The sequence below is a fragment of the Methylobacterium sp. Leaf108 genome, assembly GCF_001423265.1.
GTDB lineage: Bacteria > Pseudomonadota > Alphaproteobacteria > Rhizobiales > Beijerinckiaceae > Methylobacterium.
In genome coordinates this window covers 114,764-134,905 of record NZ_LMND01000023.1, presented here as the reverse complement: position 1 = coordinate 134,905, position 20,142 = coordinate 114,764, and the positions used below count along the sequence as shown (strand labels likewise).

General features: G+C 69.1%; 14 protein-coding genes and 1 tRNA gene. 6 read left to right on the top strand and 9 right to left on the bottom strand.

Going from position 1 to position 20,142, the window contains the following annotated elements:
- Positions 1–286: 286 nt before the first annotated feature.
- Positions 287–886 (bottom strand): methyl-accepting chemotaxis protein, encoded by a 600-nt coding sequence (locus ASF39_RS21315; RefSeq protein ID WP_156648472.1) that lies wholly within the window; start codon positions 884–886, stop codon positions 287–289.
- 66 nt (positions 887–952) lie between these two features.
- Positions 953–1,774, bottom strand: coding sequence for a hypothetical protein (locus tag ASF39_RS21310; protein WP_056284065.1), 822 nt, complete (start codon positions 1,772–1,774; stop codon positions 953–955).
- Between the two features lie 1,161 nt (positions 1,775–2,935).
- On the opposite strand from ASF39_RS21310, the gene ASF39_RS21305 reads away from it, so the two are divergent.
- Positions 2,936–3,088 carry a hypothetical protein gene (locus ASF39_RS21305; RefSeq protein WP_156648471.1) on the top strand — a complete coding sequence of 51 codons (153 nt, stop codon included), beginning with the start codon at positions 2,936–2,938 and terminating at the stop codon, positions 3,086–3,088.
- A 154-nt stretch (positions 3,089–3,242) separates the two neighbouring features.
- On the opposite strand, the gene ASF39_RS22555 is transcribed toward ASF39_RS21305, so the two are convergent.
- On the bottom strand, positions 3,243–3,374 hold the full coding sequence (locus ASF39_RS22555; protein ID WP_274533830.1) for a DUF6538 domain-containing protein: 132 nt from the start codon (positions 3,372–3,374) through the stop codon (positions 3,243–3,245).
- A 149-nt stretch (positions 3,375–3,523) separates the two neighbouring features.
- Positions 3,524–3,599, bottom strand: a tRNA-Phe gene (locus ASF39_RS11720).
- 385 nt (positions 3,600–3,984) lie between these two features.
- Here ASF39_RS11720 and ASF39_RS11715 point away from each other — a divergent pair.
- Positions 3,985–5,031 carry a glutamine synthetase beta-grasp domain-containing protein gene (locus ASF39_RS11715; RefSeq protein ID WP_056284062.1) on the top strand — a complete coding sequence of 349 codons (1,047 nt, stop codon included), beginning with the start codon at positions 3,985–3,987 and terminating at the stop codon, positions 5,029–5,031.
- A gap of 454 nt (positions 5,032–5,485) precedes the next feature.
- Here the strand turns inward: ASF39_RS11715 and ASF39_RS11710 are convergent, their stop codons facing one another.
- The 3 genes from ASF39_RS11710 to pepN form a co-directional block, all read right to left on the bottom strand.
- The gene (locus ASF39_RS11710) at positions 5,486–6,427 is read right to left on the bottom strand and encodes a glutaminase (protein ID WP_082494525.1); all 942 of its coding nucleotides are present in this window, start codon (positions 6,425–6,427) and stop codon (positions 5,486–5,488) included.
- 220 nt (positions 6,428–6,647) lie between these two features.
- Positions 6,648–9,044, bottom strand: coding sequence for a PAS domain-containing sensor histidine kinase (locus ASF39_RS11705; RefSeq protein ID WP_056284060.1), 2,397 nt, complete (start codon positions 9,042–9,044; stop codon positions 6,648–6,650).
- Between the two features lie 169 nt (positions 9,045–9,213).
- Positions 9,214–11,850 carry an aminopeptidase N gene (gene pepN, locus ASF39_RS11700; protein WP_056284058.1) on the bottom strand — a complete coding sequence of 879 codons (2,637 nt, stop codon included), beginning with the start codon at positions 11,848–11,850 and terminating at the stop codon, positions 9,214–9,216.
- Between the two features lie 328 nt (positions 11,851–12,178).
- On the opposite strand from pepN, the gene lexA reads away from it, so the two are divergent.
- Positions 12,179–12,949, top strand: coding sequence for a transcriptional repressor LexA (lexA, locus tag ASF39_RS11695; RefSeq protein WP_055885593.1), 771 nt, complete (start codon positions 12,179–12,181; stop codon positions 12,947–12,949).
- On the opposite strand, the gene ASF39_RS11690 is transcribed toward lexA, so the two are convergent.
- Positions 12,943–15,204, bottom strand: coding sequence for a ComEC/Rec2 family competence protein (locus tag ASF39_RS11690; RefSeq protein WP_056284056.1), 2,262 nt, complete (start codon positions 15,202–15,204; stop codon positions 12,943–12,945). The two genes, lexA and ASF39_RS11690, sit on opposite strands and share 7 nt — an antisense overlap.
- A gap of 173 nt (positions 15,205–15,377) precedes the next feature.
- Between ASF39_RS11690 and gltX the strand changes: the two genes are divergently transcribed.
- Complete coding sequence (gene gltX, locus ASF39_RS11685) at positions 15,378–16,805, top strand: glutamate--tRNA ligase (protein ID WP_055885588.1); 1,428 nt, start codon at positions 15,378–15,380, stop codon at positions 16,803–16,805.
- Positions 16,806–17,028: 223 nt separating this feature from the next.
- On the top strand, positions 17,029–18,318 hold the full coding sequence (gene gltA, locus ASF39_RS11680; RefSeq protein WP_055885585.1) for a citrate synthase: 1,290 nt from the start codon (positions 17,029–17,031) through the stop codon (positions 18,316–18,318).
- Between the two features lie 49 nt (positions 18,319–18,367).
- On the opposite strand, the gene ASF39_RS11675 is transcribed toward gltA, so the two are convergent.
- Entirely contained in the window at positions 18,368–19,222 is an 855-nt protein-coding gene (locus ASF39_RS11675) for a 3'(2'),5'-bisphosphate nucleotidase CysQ (RefSeq protein WP_055885582.1), read from the bottom strand.
- Positions 19,223–19,379: 157 nt separating this feature from the next.
- Here ASF39_RS11675 and ASF39_RS11670 point away from each other — a divergent pair, with 157 nt between their 5' ends.
- The gene (locus ASF39_RS11670) at positions 19,380–20,090 is read left to right on the top strand and encodes a histidine phosphotransferase family protein (RefSeq protein ID WP_056284053.1); all 711 of its coding nucleotides are present in this window, start codon (positions 19,380–19,382) and stop codon (positions 20,088–20,090) included.
- Positions 20,091–20,142 lie beyond the last annotated feature (52 nt).

Below are 20,142 nucleotides of genomic sequence, written 5' to 3'. Positions count from 1 at the left end.
GCGTCGGCGGTCGCGCGATCCTGACGCGGTCTCGAAGGAACCTACGCCAGCCGGAGGCGACCAGTCCCAGGCGCCGCAGGCGCACACCCTTTTCCCTCGCCTGCGCCGGGTACCGGCCCCACTCCCACGACGGCCGGCTCGGGTCTCGCCCCCCGTGGACTCGGTGTGCGGAGACGCGCTTCCGATCTTTCAGGAGTCCGTCGACCACAGGTTGGGGCCGGGAGCCCGGACACCAGCACGCCCCACGCAGAACCGCGTCGTCGATCGCAGGCCGAGCGCACACGCGTCAGAGCGCGGCGCTGCGGCGTTCGTCGAGATCGCCCGTCACCGTGGTCATGAAACTTCCGACCGAGCGCGCGAGATCCGCCGCGACCGCCTTCAGCGTCTCGGAAGCGGCGAGCGCCGTGTCGGCATGGTGCCGGGTCTCCTGCGTGGCGCGTTGAACGTTCGCCGCACCCGCATGCACTTCGGAACTGCCCCGTGCCACCTGTGCCACCGTGCGGGAGATTTCCTGCGTCGCGGCTTGCTGCTGGTCGACCGAGTCGGCAATGGCGTTCGTCAACACATGCACCTCGTGGGTGGCCTTCGCGAACGCCTCGACGGCGGAGACCGTGCGAGCACTCGACGCCTGGATGGCACCGACTTGGCCGAAGATCTCGTCGGCCGCCCTCATGGTCTGGGCCGCGAGCGCCTTGACCTCGGTCGCCACCACCGCGAAGCCCTTGCCGGCGGCGCCGGCGCGGGCTGCCTCGATGGTCGCGTTCAGAGCCAGGAGATTGGTCTGGTCCGCAACCGACTTGATCAGGTCCGTCACCGCGCCGATCTGTCCCGCCACCTCGGCGAGTTGACCCACCTCGCCGCTGGTGGTCCGAGCCATCTCTGTCATGCGCGCGATGAACTGTCGCGTCCGGTCCGTCTGTCCGGCGATATCGGAGATGGAGGCGCTTAGCTCCTAGGCCCCGGCCGAGACGGAGAGCACGTTCTGCGCGGTGGTCGAGGCGATCGATGCGGATTGGCTGGCCTGTTCGCTCGACCGTGCGGCGACGTCGCTCAGAGCGACGGCGGTGTTGCGCATACCGGAGGTCTCGCGCTCGACCTGACGTCCGATGTCCGACAGCGTAGCGCGGAAACCTGCGACCAGGTCGCCGAGCTGACGTCCTTGGCTCGCCTGCAGCGCGTGCTCGCGGAGGGCGGCCTGCTCGAACCGGCTTTGAGCGGCAGCGCTCTCGGAGGCCTGTAACGTCGCGGCGTCCGCCGCATCGAGCGCCCGGGAAAGCTGCCGCGCCGCCAGGACCAGGGCGCCGGCCTCAGCGATGACGACGACGGCGTGGAGCAGCACCCGCAGATAGTCCGCCCCGTTCGGGAACACCGCCGCCGGGTAGGCCACGTTCAAGGCGAGGTGATGGACGGCCACGACCGCCGCAGCGACGAGGATGGAGGCCCAGCAGCCCCACCCTGCAACGATCGCGAGGGCGGCGAAGAAGACCATGTGCGTGTCGATCTGCCAGGGCGTGTCCGCCGTCGTCAGCACCAGCAGACCGACCATCGCCATGAGTGCGGCCGAGGTGAGATGGCGTGTGGCCAATGCCGGGCCGAGGCTCCGCGCGCAGGCGGCCGATCCGGCGACGAGGAGGCCGCCCAGGACCGTGGGCGCCACGATCGCCGTGCCGAGGGACCAAGCGAGGGCCATGACGACAAGCCACAGAGCGGCGAGGACGCCGAGCATGATGGGCGTGAAGGCTTGGCGTAGACGGTTGAGACTGTCGCCGTTCATGGCTGGGAAGGGCCTGTGAGCATAGGGGTTGGCCGGGTGCCCGGCAGGCAAGCGCCGAGCGGACCGGCGGCGAGTACAAGAAGGGTGCCGGACCGACGCAGGTTGGCCGCCAAATCCGGCGTGTCGCCGGCGAGCACGGCCACGTGGCCGCCGGGCAACAGCCACAGGAGACGCGCACCCGATGCGGCTACCGCGTGGGGCATCGGAGCATCGGGGAAAAGTGTGAGCGCCACGACCGGCTCGCCGGGTCGTGGGGCCAGCGCGAGGGCGGCAGGGATCAGGCCGCAGGCCATCACCAGCCCGCAGGTGGTCGCCATAGCCCACAGGCGAGGTCGTTCACGCGCGGGAGCGCCTGTCGCTAGTGCCCGCACTGCCTGCCCCCGCTCGACTGCCCCTGTACCAAGAGAGCAGGACAGCTTCATTACGCATAACGACTAACGTTTGCTTAAAGCCTTGTTTTTATCAGAACCCGAGACAGCATCGAGAGAGGCTTCCTTCCGAAAAGCTACCCCTTTGTCCAACGGGATGATCCGCCCGCACGCGGTGGTACGGATCCAGGGTGTCGTCGCTCAATATGATCGGCCAGATTCAAACCCACCGCTGGCAGTCTCGGCGAGGCCGACGGCGGCGATATCGTGTGCGGCCGAGCGGCCGGAGCGGGTGGCGATACGACGGACACCATGGGATTGGGATTGTCCCGCCGTTTGATGGCGATCGATCATGCCTTCGAGCGAGGTGTTCGTCCGATGCCCGAGGCCGGTCCCGCATACCCGGCCGCAGAGGGTCGATCCGGTCCGCGCCGGCCGCGACGCCTCCGGCTTCCGACCTCGTCGACCGTATTGTGTGGCGATCGCCCCGAACCGGCTCCGGGTGGCCGACGTCACCGACGTTCCCATGGCTGCCGGCTTGCCTCTCCCTCACCGTCGTGCCCGACGCCTTCAGCCGCCGGATTGTCGGTTGGGCGATGGCCAATCACCTGCGTCCTGATGGGTTTCGATCACTCGGCCGGGGGCCTCGGCATACGTCACTGGCCTTCGGCAGGCGCTGCCAGGAGGCGGGCGGGCGCCCCACGATGGGTCCTGTCGGCGACGCCTACGATACCGCCATGGCCGAGAGCGTGTTCGCTTCGCGGCCGTTCCGGTCTCGACCCTCGATTGCGAGTTGCCCGCCCGCCGTCGCTGCCGCTCGCAGGCCGAGGCATGGAGGGCCCGCTTCGGCGACAGCGAAGGCTTCTACGATCCGCTGCGCCGGCACACGGCGCTCGGATACCGCTCGCCCGTCGTCTACGAGCCGGAGACGCGGCCGGACCGGTGATCCGAGCCCAGCCCCCTGACCGTCACCAGAAACCAGCTGATCCCAGCGCCGGAAGGTCTGCCGGCTCGGCTCGATTGAGACCGATCCAGCGTTCGTCGAAAGGGGCAACGCGTTCGTGAGCCTCACGATCGCTCCGGCGGCGTGGTCCGACCCTCTACGCCGCCTGGCGTTTCTCCTGCTCCGTGAGGGCGACGGCGTGCAGGCGCTTCGCTTCGATGCGATCTCGGGTGCCGAGGCTGACCTCTTCCTCGCGCCTGCCCACGAGCGCGCGCAGGTCGAGAGGCACGGCAAGGCGCAGGTCGTGGCGGGCAGCCTAGCGATGCTTCCAGGAACGCGTCGTCATCAACGCAGTCGTACCACCCGCGTGTACAAGCCGGGAGGTCCCAGTCACCGGTTTTGTAATTCGTCGTGGCCGCTCAATACTGAGGAGAGCGATGGTGCCCAGGGACGGAATTGAACCGCCGACACTGCGATTTTCAGTCGCATGCTCTACCAACTGAGCTACCTGGGCAGAGGCGAAACCGCTCGGCGGCTCGACCTGAAGCGGGCGTATAAGGAGTGATGATCGTCCTGTCCAGCCTTGTCCGCGGCGAGGCGTACTGGTGCGTCGCGATTTCATGCAGCTGCGGTTTCGAACCTGCTCGTCGATGCGCAGGGTCGGGGTTCGACCGGGACGCATCGGGCTGCCGGTTCGGGGAGGATGCGGCCCGGGTCGTTGCCGTCACCTCAGGTGAGCGACCGCGTCTGGCCCGGTGGGAAAGACCCCAGCCGAAGAAGGGCAGCGAATGTGACGGCGTTTGGCACAACAAATGCTCCGTCGCGTGTCGGCGTCGGGAGTGACGTGCGCCGCAGAGTTTGCATCAAGCTTCGCATCGCTAACGCACGAGAGATTCGAAATGACCAAATATAAACTGGAGTATATATGGCTCGATGGATACACTCCGGTGCCAAACCTCCGCGGCAAGACGCAGATCAAAGATTTCGATAGCTTCCCGACCCTCGAGCAGCTCCCGCTCTGGGGCTTCGACGGCAGCTCGACCATGCAGGCCGAGGGCGGCAGTTCGGACTGCATGCTGAAGCCCGTCCGCCATTTCCCCGACAGCACCCGCAAGAACGGCGTGCTCGTGATGTGCGAAGTCATGATGCCGGACGGCAAGACCCCGCATCCTTCGAACAAGCGCGCCACCATCCTCGACGACGAGAGTGCTTGGTTCGGGTTCGAGCAGGAGTATTTCTTCTACAAGGACGGCCGTCCGCTCGGCTTCCCGACGTCCGGCTACCCGGCACCGCAGGGCCCCTATTATTGCGGCGTCGGCTACAAGGAGGCTGGCCCGATCGCCCGCAAGATCGTCGAGGAACATCTCGACCTCTGCCTGGATGCCGGCATCAACCACGAGGGCATCAACGCCGAGGTGGCCAAGGGCCAGTGGGAGTTCCAGATCTTCGGCAAGGGCTCCAAGAAGGCCGCCGACGAAATGTGGGTCGCCCGTTACCTGCTGCAGCGCCTCTGCGAGAAATACGAGATCGACATCGAGTACCACTGCAAGCCGCTCGGTGACACCGATTGGAACGGCTCGGGCATGCACGCCAATTTCTCGACGGCCTACCTGCGCGAGACCGGCGGCAAGGCCTATTTCGAGGCGCTGATGGCGGCCTTCGACAAGAACCTCGACGACCATATCGCCGTGTACGGGCCGGACAACCACCTGCGTCTGACCGGCAAGCACGAGACGGCGCCGTGGAACAAGTTCAGCTACGGTGTGGCCGACCGCGGCGCGTCGATCCGCGTGCCCCACAGCTTCGTCAACAACGAGTACAAGGGCTACTTGGAAGACCGCCGGCCCAACAGCCAGGGGGACCCCTACCAGATCGCCTCGCAGATCCTGAAGACCATCGCCTCGGTCCCGACCGGAGCGGAGGCCTCGGTGTCCGCGGCGGCCTGACCGCGAAGAGCATCCCCCCTGGCGATATGGCTCGCCGGGGGCCGGGTGCGGGGCCGTGCCACGCACGACTTAAGGGTGGACTGCCGGTCGGCAGGACCACCCTTTACTGAATGGCCAGGGCTTGGATCGTCGGACGACGGGATCGTCGGGGTCGAACCGGCGCGGTGGCATCGTCGGTCTGTCGATGAGCTTCGCGATCGATGGGCTACCGCGTTACGAAACCACCGGGACCATTCCGTTTGACATGCCTCGAGGGCGTCCACCTGGTAAGGACCTGCCCTGGGATTGAGCATTTTCCCAGGCGAAACGCCTCATAATCGGGCATTTTGCCACGTTCCTGTCGGGTAGCCGGTCGATCGGCTCGTCTTCGCTGCGCATGAGGCATTGCCGGTCGTCAGGACACGATCGATCAGGCGGGTAGCGTCGAGGGACGCGCCAAGCCGCGGCGCCGGGGTCAGCCGGCGAAGATCGACCATCCGAGACGCTTCGTCAGCATCTCCAGCGCGATCCGCCCGAGATGGGAATTGCCGGCGGCGTCGAGGCCCGGCGACCAGACCGCGATCGAGGCCTTGCCCGGCGCGACTGCCAGGATGCCGCCGCCGACCCCGCTCTTGCCGGGGAGGCCGACCCGGTAGGCGAACTCGCCCGATCCGTCGTAGTGGCCGCAGGTCATCATCACAGCGTTGATCCGCCGTGCCCGCTCCGGCTGGACCACGGAGAACCCCGTGGAGGGGTTGCGCCCGGAGTGTGCCAGGAAACGGCCGGCCATCGCGAGTTGGCGGCACGACATCGCGATGGCGCAATGATGAAAGTAGACGCCCAGGGTGAAGTCGACGGGATTGTCGACCACGCCGAACGATTTCATGTAGTAGGCCAGCGCCATGTTGCGGAAACCGGTCCGCAGCTCCGAGGCTGCCACCGCTTCGTCGATGGTAATGGTCGGGTCCTGCGCCAGGAACTGCATGAACCGCAGGATCTCGCCCAGCGCCTCGCGCGGCTGATGCCCGGACAGGATCACGTCGGTGACCGCGATGGCGCCGGCATTGATAAAGGGATTGCGCGGAATGCCGCGCTCCCGCTCCAGCTGGACGATGGAGTTGAACGGGCTGCCGGAGGGCTCGCGCCCGACCCGGCGCCACAGGCGATCCCCCACCATGCCCAGCGCCAGGGTCAGGGTGAACACCTTCGAGATGCTCTGGATCGAGAACGGCGTGTCGCTGTCGCCACCGGCCGCCACATAACCGTCGGCATCGATCACCACCATCCCGAAGGCGCGCGGATCAACGCGCGCGAGTTCTGGAATGTAGGTCGCGACCTCGCCCCGGTCGGACCGGTCGCGCAACTCGTCGGCGATGTCCCTGACCACGTCGTCGAGAGAGGGCACGGCGCGATTCATCGTCACTCGGGGCTCGGGAGCGGAAGGGCGACAGCCCTGTCAGGGACGGTCGCGCAGGCGGACGCCTGCGTTGCCGCTCCTGCAATTGTCGTTCTCGTGTGGGCGGAAGGCGACCGAATCCGACCCGGGCGGTGCATGGGCGAAGGCCGGCCTCGCTGGCGGCTGCGGATGGCAGCGTGACCCACCGCCCTTCTTCGCCGGCCGCCTTTCGGGCGGCCCGTCACATGCCGGTGGCGCCGGTGCGCTCGTAGGGGCGTGGGCTGGCGCCTGCGGCCTTGCGCAGGGACGCCACGGTCTCGGTCGACGCCTCGTAGGTAAGTTCGCGCAGGCGGGCCGGCGTCGGTGCGGGCATGCGCACCAGCACGGTGGTCCCCATGCCCTCCTCGGAGCGGATGCGGAGGCGGCCGCCGTGCAACTCGACCATGGAGCGTGCGATGGCCAGCCCGAGGCCGGAGCCCTTGTAGCAGCGCGTGAGGTTCGCCTCGACCTGCTGGAACGGCACGCCGAGCTTCGAGAGCGCGGCCTTCGGAATGCCGATGCCGGTATCGGAGATGAAGATGTTGATGCAGTCGCCCGCGGGCTTGGCCTTGACGACGACGCGCCCGTTGCTGGGCGTGAACTTCACCGCGTTCTGGATCAGGTTCACGAGGATCTGCTGCAGGGCCCGTTCGTCGGCCAAGACGGCGAGGTTGGGCCTGACGCAGATGTCGAGGGCGAGGGACTTCGCCTTGGCGGCCTCCGTCACCAGCTTCACGGCGCCGTTCACGGCCGCGACCACCGCGACATCGCGCACCGCCAGCTTCACGCGGTGCGATTCGATACGCGACATGTTGAGGATGTCGTCGATGACCGACAGCAGGTAGTCGCCGCTCGAGCGGATGTCGCGGCAGTATTCGGCATACCGCGGCGAACCGAGCTTGCCGTAGATCTCGCTCTCCATCAGCTCGGCGAAGCCGATGATCGCGTTGAGCGGCGTGCGCAGCTCGTGGCTCATGTTGGCCAGGAACTCGGACTTGGCCTGGTTGGCCCCCTCGGCCTGGGCCTTCTGGTCGAGGTAGCGTTCGGCGAGGTCGGCGAGTTGCTGGGTCTGGAGCTCCAGGGTCCGGCGCGACCGCTTGAGGTCGCGCACCGTCGCCATCAGCTCGCGCTCGGATGCCACGAGCTGCTCCTGGTGCAGCTTGAGGGTGGTGATGTCGGTGCCCACCGAGACATAGCCGCCGTCCTTGGTCCGCCGCTCGCTGATCTGGAGCCAGCGACCGTCGGTGAGCTCGGCCTCGAAGGTCCGTGCGGTGGCGCCGGCCGATTCGATGTCCCGCAGTTCCCGCCGTACCGGCGGCAGCGCGACCTGGCCCATGATCTCGTGGTAGCGCCGGCCGGGGGTGGCGTCCTCGAGGCTGAGGGCATGGAGGTCGCGAAACTTCGAGTTGCACAGGACCAGCTTGTTGCCGGTGTCCCACAGGACGAAGGCCTCGGAGATCGCCTCGACCGCGTCGCGCAGGCGCATGTCGGCGGTGGCGTTGGATTCCGCCAGCTGGCGCTGCTCGCTGACGTCGACGGCGATACCCACGAGGTGGCGCCCGCCGTCGGCCGTGTCGGGGACGATCTCGGCGCGCGTGCGCAGCCAGATCCAGGTCCCGTTGGCGCCGCGCACCCTGAACTCGTGGTCGACGGTGGACTGGCTCGCCGCGAGCTGGCGGGCGAGGCTGTAGAGGTCGCCGTCGTCGGGATGGACCAGGGCGTTGACGTCTCCGAACGACAGGAATTCCCGCTCGCGGGTGTAGCCGAGCAGGGCGTACATCGAGTCCGACCAGTAGATGCGGCCGCGCGGGATGTCCCAGTCCCACAGGCCGCAGCGGCCGCGCCCGAGGGCGGTGTCGAGGCGTTTCTTGATCTGCTCGCAGATGCGGTCGCTGGCATGGGCGCGGCGCGTCTGCAGAGCGTAGGCGAAGCCGATGCCGACGATCACGAGGGCGGCCGCGCCGAGCAGCGTCGCCTGCGTCCGCATGCGGTCGCTCCAGGCGGCGGTGACGTCGACCACCGGCTGCAGCACGGCGACCTGGCCGCGGCCCGCCGGCAGGCTCCTGAGGGAGGCGATCACGCTCTCGCCGCCGGGCAGGGTCAGCGTCATCACGCCGGCCCGCTCGCCGAGCATGCTGAGAGGATGGGTCTCGCCGAGATGGGCGCTCAGGGTGCCCTGCGCCTCGCTCGTGCCGGGATGGCTGGCGACGATCCGGTCCTTGTCGTCCGCGACCAGGATCCGGCGGCCGGCCGGGAGGAGAGAGGCCGGAAGGAGGCGGCGCAGGCGGCCCTTCACGTCGGCCTGCAACGCGAGGCCCGGGTTGCCGATGTCGGACAGGCCCGCGGCGGCGAGGTGGGCGAAGGCTTCGATCTCGGTCTCGGCCACGCGCAAGGCATCGTCGCGCTGGCTCTGGAGGTGCAGCACGGCCACGGCCGCCATGCTGATGAGAAAGGTCGCCAGCACCGCCGGGACCGCGTAGCGCAACCAGGTCTCCATCCGCACGAAGCGGGCGTGGATGGCCTTGTCCGGCCGATGGATGCCCAGGATGGTGTCCGCGCGCGCAGAAGCGGCGAGGGAAGCGGCTTCCGCCTCCGACATTCTCAGACCTCGCAAACCCGGTGGGTCGTCTCCAGCGCGATGTCGGCCCGCGCTTCGAATCGCTTCAAATAGACATTTCCACAGCCGATTTGTCCACGGCTTTAATGGTTCGTTTTCCTCGATCGCAGATATCCGGCGGATGCGTCACAACGCCGTTTGGCGTTCGTTTTCAGTGACTTGAATGGCCGGAAAGACTGCGCGCCAGGATATCGCCGAGGTCGCGCGACAGGGACTGCATGCAATTGAGATCGGCCAGAGTCGCTTTTGCAACGCTCCGCCGTTCGGGCTCGAGCATCCGCCACGATCCGAAGGCGGTGAGCAGGCGCGCGGCCAGTTGCGGATTGGCGGCATCGACGGTCAGGGCCATGCGCGCGACGAGGGCGAAGCCGCGGCCGTCGGGGCGGTTGAACTGGGTCGGGTTGGCGACGCCGAAGCTGCCGATCAGGGCGCGGACCCGGTTGGGATTGGTCGTCGCGAAGGCCGGATGGCCCTGCAGCGCCGCGATCCGGTCGAGGGTCTCCGGTTCGGGGATGGTCGCCTGGATCGCGAACCACTTGTCGAGGACGAGGGGATCGTCCCGGTAGCGATCCTCGAAGGCGGCCAGGGCGTCCTCGCGCGCCGCACCCGGGATCAGGGCGAGGGTGGACAGGCCGCCCAACCGGTCCGTCATCGTGGTGGCGAGCCGGATCTGTTCTCCGGCGAGGTCGGCGCCGAGCACCGGATCTCCCGCCGCGATCAGATCGAGGGCGGCATTGCGAAGCGCGCGCCGGCCGGCGGCGGCCGCTTCCGCGCTAAAGGCGGTGCCGGGCGGGTCGGCGAGGGTGGTGCGCAGTGCGACGAGACGCCCCGCGAGATGCCGCCCCAACCGTTCGCGCAGGGCGCGCCGGGCGCCGTGGATCGCGTCGGGGTCGATGACCGCGCCGATCTCGTTGGCGACGTCGCCCTCGCTCGGCAGGCCGAGGACGAGGGCGGCGAAGGCGGGATCGCCAAGGGCGTCCGTGTCGAGGAACCCGCCGATGGCCTCCACGAAGGCCGCCGCATCGGCTTCGGCCGCATCGCCGCGGCTGGCGGCAACCATGAGGTGGAGCGCCATCGCCTGTGCGGCCTGCCAGCGATTGAACGGATCGGCGTCGTGGCGCAGCAGCGTCAGGTTCTGCGCCGTGGTCAGGGGCGGCACCAGCTTGACCGGCGCCGAGAAGCCCCGCAGCAGGGACGGCACCGGCGCCTCGGCGACATCCGTGAAGGTGAGGCTGTCGGTCGCCGCCTCCAGGACGAAAACCCCGTCGACGACACTGTCGCAGCGCGGTCCGGCCAGGGGGCCGTCGGCGCCGACGAGGCCGAGGCGGATCGGAATCACCAGGGCCTCGCCCTCCGAACCCGGCAGGCTCTGGGTGAAGGCGAGGCGGTAGCTACGTGCTGCCGGGTCATAGTGCTCCTGCACCGTCACCCGCGGCGTGCCCGGCCGCTCGTACCAGCGCGCGAAAGGCGACAGTTCGCGTCCCGTCACGGCCGCGAAGGCATCGAGGAAATCCTCGACGGTGGCCGCCCTGCCGTCGTTGTCGGAGAAGTAGCGGTCCATGCCCGCGCGAAAGGCCTTCGCGCCGATGAGGGTGCGCAGCATCCGCACGATCTCGGCTCCCTTCTCGTAGACGGTGGCCGTGTAGAAGTTGTTGATCTCGGCGTAAGCCTGCGGCCGGACCGGATGGGCGAGCGGCCCGGCGTCCTCGGGAAACTGGCGGGCTCGCAAGGTCTTGACCTCGCCGATGCGGTGGACGGCCCGCGAGCGCATGTCGGACGAGAATTCCTGGTCGCGAAACACCGTCAGCCCTTCCTTGAGGCAGAGCTGGAACCAGTCGCGGCAGGTGACCCGGTTGCCGGACCAGTTGTGGAAGTATTCGTGGGCGATGATCGCTTCGATGTTGGCGTAGTCCGCGTCGGTGGCGGTGTCGGGGCTAGCGAGGACGTATTTGTCGTTGAAGATGTTGAGGCCCTTGTTCTCCATGGCGCCCATGTTGAAGTCGGAGACCGCTACGACGTTGAACACGTCGAGATCGTAGGCGCGGCCGAACGCCTCCTCGTCCCACCGCATCGATCGCGCGACCGCGTCGAGGGCGTAGGCCGCCCGCTCCGCCTTGCCGGGCTCGACGTAGACCGCGAGCGTGACCTCGCGGCCCTCCATCGTGGTGAAGGCCCGATCGAGCCGGTCGAGGCGCCCGCCCACGAGGGCGAAGAGATAGGCGGGCTTCGGGTGGGGATCGTGCCAGACGGCATGATGGCGACCGGGGCCCGCCTCGCCGGCCTCCACCAAGTTGCCGTTGCCGAGCAGCACCGGCGCCTCGTCGCGGTCCGCCTCGATCCGGGTGGTGTACACCGATAGGACGTCCGGCCTGTCGAGGAGGTAGGTGATCCGGCGGAAGCCGTCGGCCTCGCATTGGGTGCAATAGACCCCGTTCGACCGGTAGAGCCCCATGAGCCGGGTATTGGCGGACGGGTCGATCCGGGTCTCGATCTCCAGGGTGAAGGGCGCCCGGGGCGGATCGGCGATGGTCAGGCCGGTGGCATCGACGGAAAAGGATCCCGCGTCGAGCACCCTGCCGTCGAGGGCGATGCGGACGAGGACGAGGTCCTCGCCGTCGAGCACCAACGGTGAGCCGATGCGGCCGGCCGGGTTGGGACGCAGGCTGAGGCGGGAGACCACCCGGGTCGCGGTGGGATGCAGCACGACGTCGAGGTCGACCCGGTCGATGAGGTGGTCGCTCGGCCGGTAGTCCTCCAGGCGGATCAGGGTCGGCATGTCGGTGCGCATCACGGATCAGTCTTCCTGCGGCGGCGACCGGAGCGGCCGTGTTCGGGTCTGCGGGCACCGTCCGGCGTTGCGGCGGTTTTCCCGAGCCCGGTCGAGATCTCCGTCTTCTCGCATGAGGTCGCCGACCATTCACAGCGCCGCGATCCGTATCCCGTAGGCGCCGCCGGCCCGCCGCCGCGACGGCGAGCGGCGTCCGTTTCCTTCGGATCGATCACGACACGGGTCGGATCGGAACCCTTGCAGAACACTTAAAGAACGACTAGCCTGTTCGTGATTTGTTTCTGCGATGTCGTGTCGCGGTTGGTGTCGCGAGAGTGTGGGTCGTCGGATGTTGACGCGCAAGCAATTGGATCTGCTGCAGTTCATACAGCAGAGGATGCAGGAGAGCAGTGTTCCTCCCTCCTTCGACGAGATGAAGGACGCGCTCGACCTCAAGTCGAAATCCGGCATCCACCGTCTCATCACCGCCCTCGAAGAGCGGGGCTTCCTGCGGCGCCTGCCCAATCGCGCCCGGGCGATCGAGGTGATCCGGATGCCCGAGAGCCTCGGCGGCACCATGCCGGTCCGGTCGGACGCACCGGTCGAGGCACGGCGTTTCACGCCGAGCGTGGTCGAGGGCGGCAAGGGTCGGGACCAGTCGGGACAGAGCCATGCGCCGGTCGCGCGGCCGACCATGGCCAAGCCGCCGATGGCGCGTGTCACCGACGAGGCGGGGCGGCCGGTGATGGTGCCGGTGATGGGGCGGATCGCTGCGGGAACACCGATCTCGGCGATCCAGGAGCAGAGCCACACCATCGCGATGTCGCCGGACTTCCTGTCGGGCGGCGAGCATTACGCCCTCGAAGTGCGCGGTGACTCGATGGTGGAGGCCGGTATCCTCGACGGCGACCTCGTGGTCATCCGCAAGCAGGAGACCGCCAACACCGGCGACATCATCGTCGCGCTGATCGACGACGAGGAAGCGACCCTGAAGCGCCTGCGCCGCCGCGGTTCGTCCATCGCCCTGGAGGCGGCCAACCCCGCCTACGAAACCCGGGTGCTCGGCCCCGACCGCGTTCGCATCCAGGGTCGCCTGGTCAGTCTCGTGCGGCGCTACTGAAGCCGCTCCGCCGGCGACGACGAAGGGGTGTCGGGTACCGTTTCGTCGTCGGTGGCTTCCGGTGCCGTCACCGGGTCCGGCGTTGGTGCCAGGCGTGGCGCCACCGTGGACGGTCGCCAGGGTTTGGTGATGCCGGGCGCACGCGCGGTCGTCAGTGTCGGTGCCCCGTCCGTCAGGCGGATCGCAGTGGCGCCGTGGTCCCGCAAAAAGCGTCTGTCGACGATGACGGCGGCGACACAAGCAGTGGGCGCTTCGAGACGCGAGATCAGGATATCCGCCCGGACGCAGTCCTCGCGAAAGCCGCGGCGGTCCTTGAGCAGCGCGATGCGGCGGCCGTCCTGCGCCTCCATCGTGCAGCCGAGCCGGTCGCAGCGCGCCGGGGATGCGGCGATGACGTCCGTGGCCTGGCGCGAATCGCCATCCGCCTTCAGCCATTGCTCCATGACGAAGGCCGGCGGTCGGCCGAGCGCGGCGAGGCGGCCCGACCGGTCGCGAACGGCGGCTCCCGCGCCCTCCCGGTCGACGTAGATGTCGTTGCGCATCGGGATCGCCGCCAGGGCGACCCCGATGGCGGCCGGCAGCAGTCCGAGCCAGCGCAGGCTTGAGACGGGCAGGGCGAGGACGATCAGGGCGGCGGCCAGACAGGCCAGGGCACCGGCTCCGAAGGCGGGCACCATGACGCTGGCGTGGCCGAAGCCGCTGATCCAGGCGGAGATCGCGAGCATGCCCTGCACGGCGAGCCCCATCAGCCACCACACCGGCTGGTCGAGGGCGAAGGGGTAGGCGAGGATCCCGAGCACCGCCGCGGGCATCACCGCCAGCGAGACCAGCGGCAGGGTCAGGGCGTTGCCGACGAGGCCGAACGGCTGCACCGCCTGGAAGTGGTAGGTGGAGAAGGGTGCGGTGGCGATCTGCGCCACCAGGGTCGTCGCGAGGGTTCCGACGACCGCCGCGGCGACGGTGGCCATCGCGCGGGCGACGCGGCCGTCGGCCTCGCGGCGCAGGCCGCTCCCGTCGAGATATCCGGCGCAGGCGATGAGGCCGGCGACGGCCCCGAACGACATCTGGAAGCTCGGGCCGAGCAGCCCCTCCGGCTCGCGGGCGAGCGCGATCAGGGCCGCCAGCGCCAGGTTGCGCATGCTCAAAGCGGGGCGGTCGACCAGGATCGCGCCGAGCATCACCAGGGTCATGATCCAGGCCCGCTCGGCCGCGATGTCCCAGCCGGAGAAGACGCAATAGGCGGTGACACCGACCATCGCGAAGGCGGCGGCGATCTTCTTGATCGGTGCTCGCAGGGCGAGGAAAGGCACCGCCGCCAGGATCGCGCGCACCAGCCAGAACACCACCCCGGCCGCCAGCACCATGTGGAGGCCCGAGATCGAGACCACGTGATAGATCCCCGCGTCCCGCAGCACGTCGTTGGTCTGCTGGTCGATGAGGCCGCGTTTGCCCGTGACCAGGGCGGCGGCGACCGCACCGGCCTGTCCGCCGATGGCATCGGTGATCCGCCGGGTGAGGGCGTTGCGGGCGTCGTCCACCGCCGCGGCCGCACGCAACCGGACCGGCAGCGGCCCGGGGGGCGGCTTGACCTCGATCTTGCCGACGAGGGAGCCCACCGCGCCGAGGCCGCGGAAGAAGGCGTCGCGGCCGAAGTCGTACCCGCCCGGACGCGCCGCCTCGGGCGGCGGCAGCAGGCGCGCGTTGGCGGCGATGAAATCGCCCGGCTTGAGGGGGCGGGATGCCTTGTAGGAGGCGCGCACCCGGGTCGGCCGGGCCTCGGCGGCGAGGCTGCCGAAGCTCTCGACCCGGATGATCAGGCGCGCACCCTCCTCGCGCTCGTCCAGGGATTCGATGAACCCGGTGAGCGGCGCGATCGTGGTGCGGGCCAGGATCGGGCTCGCCACCGTGGCGACGCGCCAGGCCCCGGCCGCAAAGCCGAGGAGCGCGGCCACGAGCCCGAGGAGGAGCGCCCGCAATACCGGCCGGGCGGCGCAGACGGGGACGAGGGCCGCGAGGAGGGCCGCCGATCCCAGGGGCGCCGCCAACACGGGCTCGCCGACGGTGGCGGAGAAATACACGAGGATGCCGGCGCCGAAGGCCACCGCGAGCCAGGGGAACAGCCGCCGCCGTTCGGCCTCCAGCGCCACCCCTGCGACGAACCAGTGCCGCAATGCGGGGAGCCAGGCGGCGAGACGGCGGGGCGACAGGGCGGCGATCCGCCCGGCCGTCCGCGCCCCAGCCTCGCCCCGCGCCATGCCGACGGTCTCCCGATCTCGCCTTCGCCGGACCCCGCCGCCCCGGATGGCGTCCGCGGGCACGCCATGGCCCGGCCCGTTCCTTAACGTCCCCGCCCGCCCATGCTACAGGGCCGCAGCCCGGCGGGTCGACCCGCTCGATCCTCCTCTCCCCACACAAGTCAGACCGCCCGATGTCGTCAGCCGTCGTCACCCGTTTCGCGCCTTCGCCCACCGGCTACCTGCACATCGGCGGAGCCCGGACGGCGTTGTTCAACTGGCTCTACGCGCGCCGCTTCGGCGGTCGCATGCTGCTGCGGATCGAGGACACCGATCGCGAACGCTCGACGCAAGGGGCGATCGAGGCCATCCTCGACGGCCTGCATTGGCTCGGCCTCGATTGGGACGGCGACGTCGTCTACCAATACGCCCGCGCCGACCGGCACCGCGAGATGGCCGAGAGCCTGCTCGCCTCGGGCCACGCCTATCGCTGCTACGCCACGCCCGAGGAACTCACCGCCATGCGCGAGGCGGCCCGGGCGGAGGGGCGGCCGATGCGCTACGACGGGCGCTGGCGCGACCGCGATCCCTCCGAGGCGCCGGCCGGCGTCAAGCCGGTGATCCGCCTGCGCGCCCCTTCGGAGGGCGAGACCGTGGTGGAGGACGGCGTGCAGGGCCGCGTCGTCTGGCAGAACCGCGACCTCGACGACCTCGTCCTGCTGCGCTCAGACGGCAATCCCACCTACATGCTGGCGGTGGTGGTGGACGACCACGACATGGGCGTTACCCAGGTGATCCGCGGCGACGACCACCTGACCAATGCCGCCCGGCAGAGCCAGATCTATCAGGCGTTCGGTTGGCCGGTGCCGGCGATGGCGCATATCCCGCTCATCCACGGGGCCGACGGCGCCAAGCTCTCGAAGCGCCACGGCGCGCTCGGTGTCGATGCCTACCGCGACCTCGGCTACCTGCCCTCGGCCCTGCGCAACTACCTCGTGCGTCTCGGATGGAGCCACGGCGACCAGGAGATCTTCTCGACGCAGGAGATGACGGAGGCGTTCGATCTCGGCGCGATCGGCCGCTCGCCGGCCCGGTTCGACTTCGCCAAGCTCGAAAACCTCAACGGCATCTACATCCGCGGCGCCGAGGATTCGGCGCTGGTGGAGGCGATCGACCGCATCCTGCCCGCCCTCGGGCCGTCGCGGGGCATCGCCTCGCCGATGCCGGCGCCGCTGAAGGCCGCGCTCACGGCGGCGATGCCCGGCCTCAAGGAGCGCGCCAAGACCCTCGTCGAGCTTCTCGACAGCGCCTACTACCTCACGGCCGCCCGCCCGCTGGCGCTCGACGACAAGGCCGCCGCCCTCCTCACCCCGGAGGCCAAGGCGCGTCTGGCCGCGGTCCTCCCGGTCCTAGAGGCCGTCGCGGAGTGGACCGCCGCCGCGACCGAGGCGGCGGTGCGCCAGTTCGCCGAGGCGAACGGGCTCAAGCTCGGGCAGGTCGCACAGCCGTTGCGGGCGGCGCTCACCGGCCGAACGACCTCGCCGCCGCTGTTCGACGTCATGGCCGTGCTCGGGCGCGAGGACAGCCTCGGCCGCCTGCGCGACCGGATCGAGGCCGCCTGACCCGTCACGGTTGCGGCCCGGATTTCGCTTGATGCGACGGGGGGATCGACGGTCGCGAGTTGAAGGCCGGGGGCCGATCCGCTAACCCGGTTCCGGTGTTCGCAACTGCAGCATAAGGGTGCAGGCGGAACCTGGATGCCGGTGGTCGCTTCGTCGTCAGGCGGGCCGGCTTCACACCATCAAGCCTCGGTCCGCCCGCTGCCAGGAAAGGGTCCACGTCTCCATGAGCGCATCCAGCACGATTACCGTGGGCGACAACCAGATCGAGCTTCCGATCAAGACCGGGACCATCGGTCCCGACGTCATCGACATCGGCAAGCTCCACGCCAAGACCGGCGTCTTCACCTTCGATCCCGGCTTCACGTCGACGGCGTCGTGCGAATCCAAGATCACCTACATCGACGGCGACGCGGGCATCCTGCTCTACCGCGGCTATCCCATCGAGCAGATCGCCGAGCAGGGCGACTTCCTCGAGACCTGCTACCTGATGCTGTTCGGCGAATTGCCGACCCCGGCCCAGAAGGCCGATTTCGACTACCGGGTCACGCGCCACACCATGGTGCACGACCAGATGAACCGCTTCTTCCAGGGCTTCCGCCGCGATGCCCACCCGATGGCGATCATGGTCGCCTCGGTCGGCGCGCTCTCGGCGTTCTATCACGACTCCACCGACATCTCAGACGACAAGCAGCGCATGATCGCGTCCCTGCGCATGATCGCCAAGATGCCGACGCTCGCGGCGATGGCCTATAAGTACTCCATCGGCCAGCCGTTCGTGTACCCGAAGAACGATCTCGACTATACGTCGAACTTCCTGCGGATGTGCTTTGCGGTTCCGTGCGAGGATTTCGTCGTCAACCCGATCTTCGCGCGCGCCCTCGACCGGATCTTCGTGCTGCACGCCGACCATGAGCAGAACGCCTCGACCTCGACGGTGCGGCTCGCCGGTTCCTCGGGTGCCAATCCGTTCGCCTGTATCGCTGCCGGCATCGCCTGCCTGTGGGGGCCCGCACACGGCGGCGCCAACGAGGCCGCGCTGAAGATGCTCGAGGAGATCGGCACGCCCGACAACGTCGCCAAATACGTCGCCAAGGCCAAGGACAAGAACGACCCCTTCCGCCTGATGGGCTTCGGCCACCGCGTCTACAAGAACTACGATCCGCGCGCGCGCATCATGCAGAAGACCACCCACGAGGTGCTCGGCCAGCTCGGCATCAAGGACGACCCGCTCCTCGAAGTCGCGGTGCAACTCGAACAGATCGCCCTCAAGGACGAGTACTTCATCGAGAAGAAGCTCTACCCGAACATCGATTTCTACTCGGGCATCACCCTGAAGGCGATGGGCTTCCCGACCTCGATGTTCACGGTGCTGTTCGCACTCGCCCGGACCGTGGGCTGGATCGCGCAATGGGCCGAGATGATCGAGGACCCCTCCCAGAAGATCGGCCGGCCGCGCCAGCTCTACATCGGCCCGGACAAGCGCGAATACGTCCCCATCGACCAGCGCGGCTGAAGCGGGGCTGCCACGTCCCGCCGGCGCCGGACCCGCGAACCGGCGCCGATCAGGCCTTGGGCGACACCGCCGCTCCGGGTCTCACGGGCCGGGCCCGGTGCGGCAGGCTCAAGCGGTCCGCATAGGACGCCTGCGCCACCGCCACGAAGGGGCCGTTGCGGTAGTAGAGGTCGTAGTGGCCGTAGGTGATGGCCTCGCCCGACGAGACCAGCACGCGGCCGCCGGCGCTCGTCAGGACATGGTCCCCGGCGGCGGTGTCCCATTCCATGGTCGGGCCGCAGCGCACGTAGATGTCGGCCTCGCCCGACGCGATCAGACAGAATTTCAGGGCGGAAGCGGCCTGGAGCCGCCGGCCGACCGGCAGCCTCGCCAGACACGCCTCCGTCTCGATATCGCCGTGGCGGCGGCTGACGAGGGCGACGAGCCCGTCGTCGGGTTGCCGCCTGACCCCGACCGCAGAGGGTGCGCCGGGGCGGCCGCAGACGATCGGCGCCTCGAAGGCCTCGACCCCGGCGCCCCAGACCCGGCCGAGCCCGGGAGCGGCCAGGGCCGCGGCCACCGGCCGGTCGCCTTGGACGAGGCCGATGTTGACCGTGTACTCGCGGTTGCCGGCGAGGAAATCGCTGGTGCCGTCCAGGGGATCGACGAGGAAGAACAGGTCGGCGGGGGGGCGGTCGTGGCTGCTCTCTTCGGCGACCACCGGGATGCCCGGCCAATGACGGGCGAGGGCGGCGACGATCAGCGCCTCGGACTCGATGTCGGCCGAACTCGCGGGCGACCCGTCCGGCTTGATCACGTGCGGGCAGTCGCCACCGTGGTAGGCGCGCAGGATTTCGCCGGCTTCGCAGGCGATCTCGGTGAGGGTGGTCGCGATGCGCGCGCGATCCTGCGCCAGAAGGGTCATCCTTCAGACATGGTATGCGACGGCCCTCTTGTCGAGCCGGGCCGGGTCGGCCGTCCTGCCGCTTTTCAAAGCATCGGAGCGCGGTTATCGGTGCGTTAAGACAGTCCCGCACACATCCATCGTCCTATCGCAGCCCGACCTCTGCGCGGAGAGCGCCATGACCGCCGTCACCCTCGATGCCCTCGACCTCTCGGCACTGCTGTGCTCGCGCATCTGCCACGACGTCATCAGCCCGGTCGGTGCGATCGTGAACGGCCTCGAGGTGCTGGAGGACGAGAGCGACGCCTCCATGCGCGAGTTCGCCCTCGACCTGATCCGCAAGAGCGCGCGCCAGGCCTCGGCCCGGCTGCAGTTCACCCGCATCGCCTTCGGGGCGGCCGGCTCGGCCGGGGCCTCGATCGACCTGGCCGACGCCGAGAAGGTGTCGCGCGGCATGTTCGGCGACGAGAAGACCCAGCTCACCTGGAGCGCGCCGCAGGCCCTCTACCCGAAGAACAAGGTCAAGCTGCTCCTCAACCTCGTGGTCATCGCCACCAGCGCAATTCCGCGCGGCGGGGTGATCGACGTGCAGGTGACGGGCGACGGCGAGGCGCCGACCCTGGTGCTGCGCGCCAAGGGCTCGCACGCCCGTATCCCGCCGCATGTGGAATCGCTGATCGCCGGCGCCCCCGAGCACGGCGTCGATGCCCACGGCATCCTCGCCTATTACGCCGGCCTGGTGGCCAGGGCGGCGGCGATGGACGTGCGCTTCTCCATCGACGGCGACACCGTCACCATCCGCTCCGAGCCGAGCGCGGCGGCCGCGGAGGAGGCTCCCATCATCGGCGTCCCCCTCGAACTCGGACCGCCGGACACCGCCCTGGCCTGAGCCCATCGCGGGGTCCGTCAGAGGCGGGCGAGATCTCGTCCCGGTGACGGCG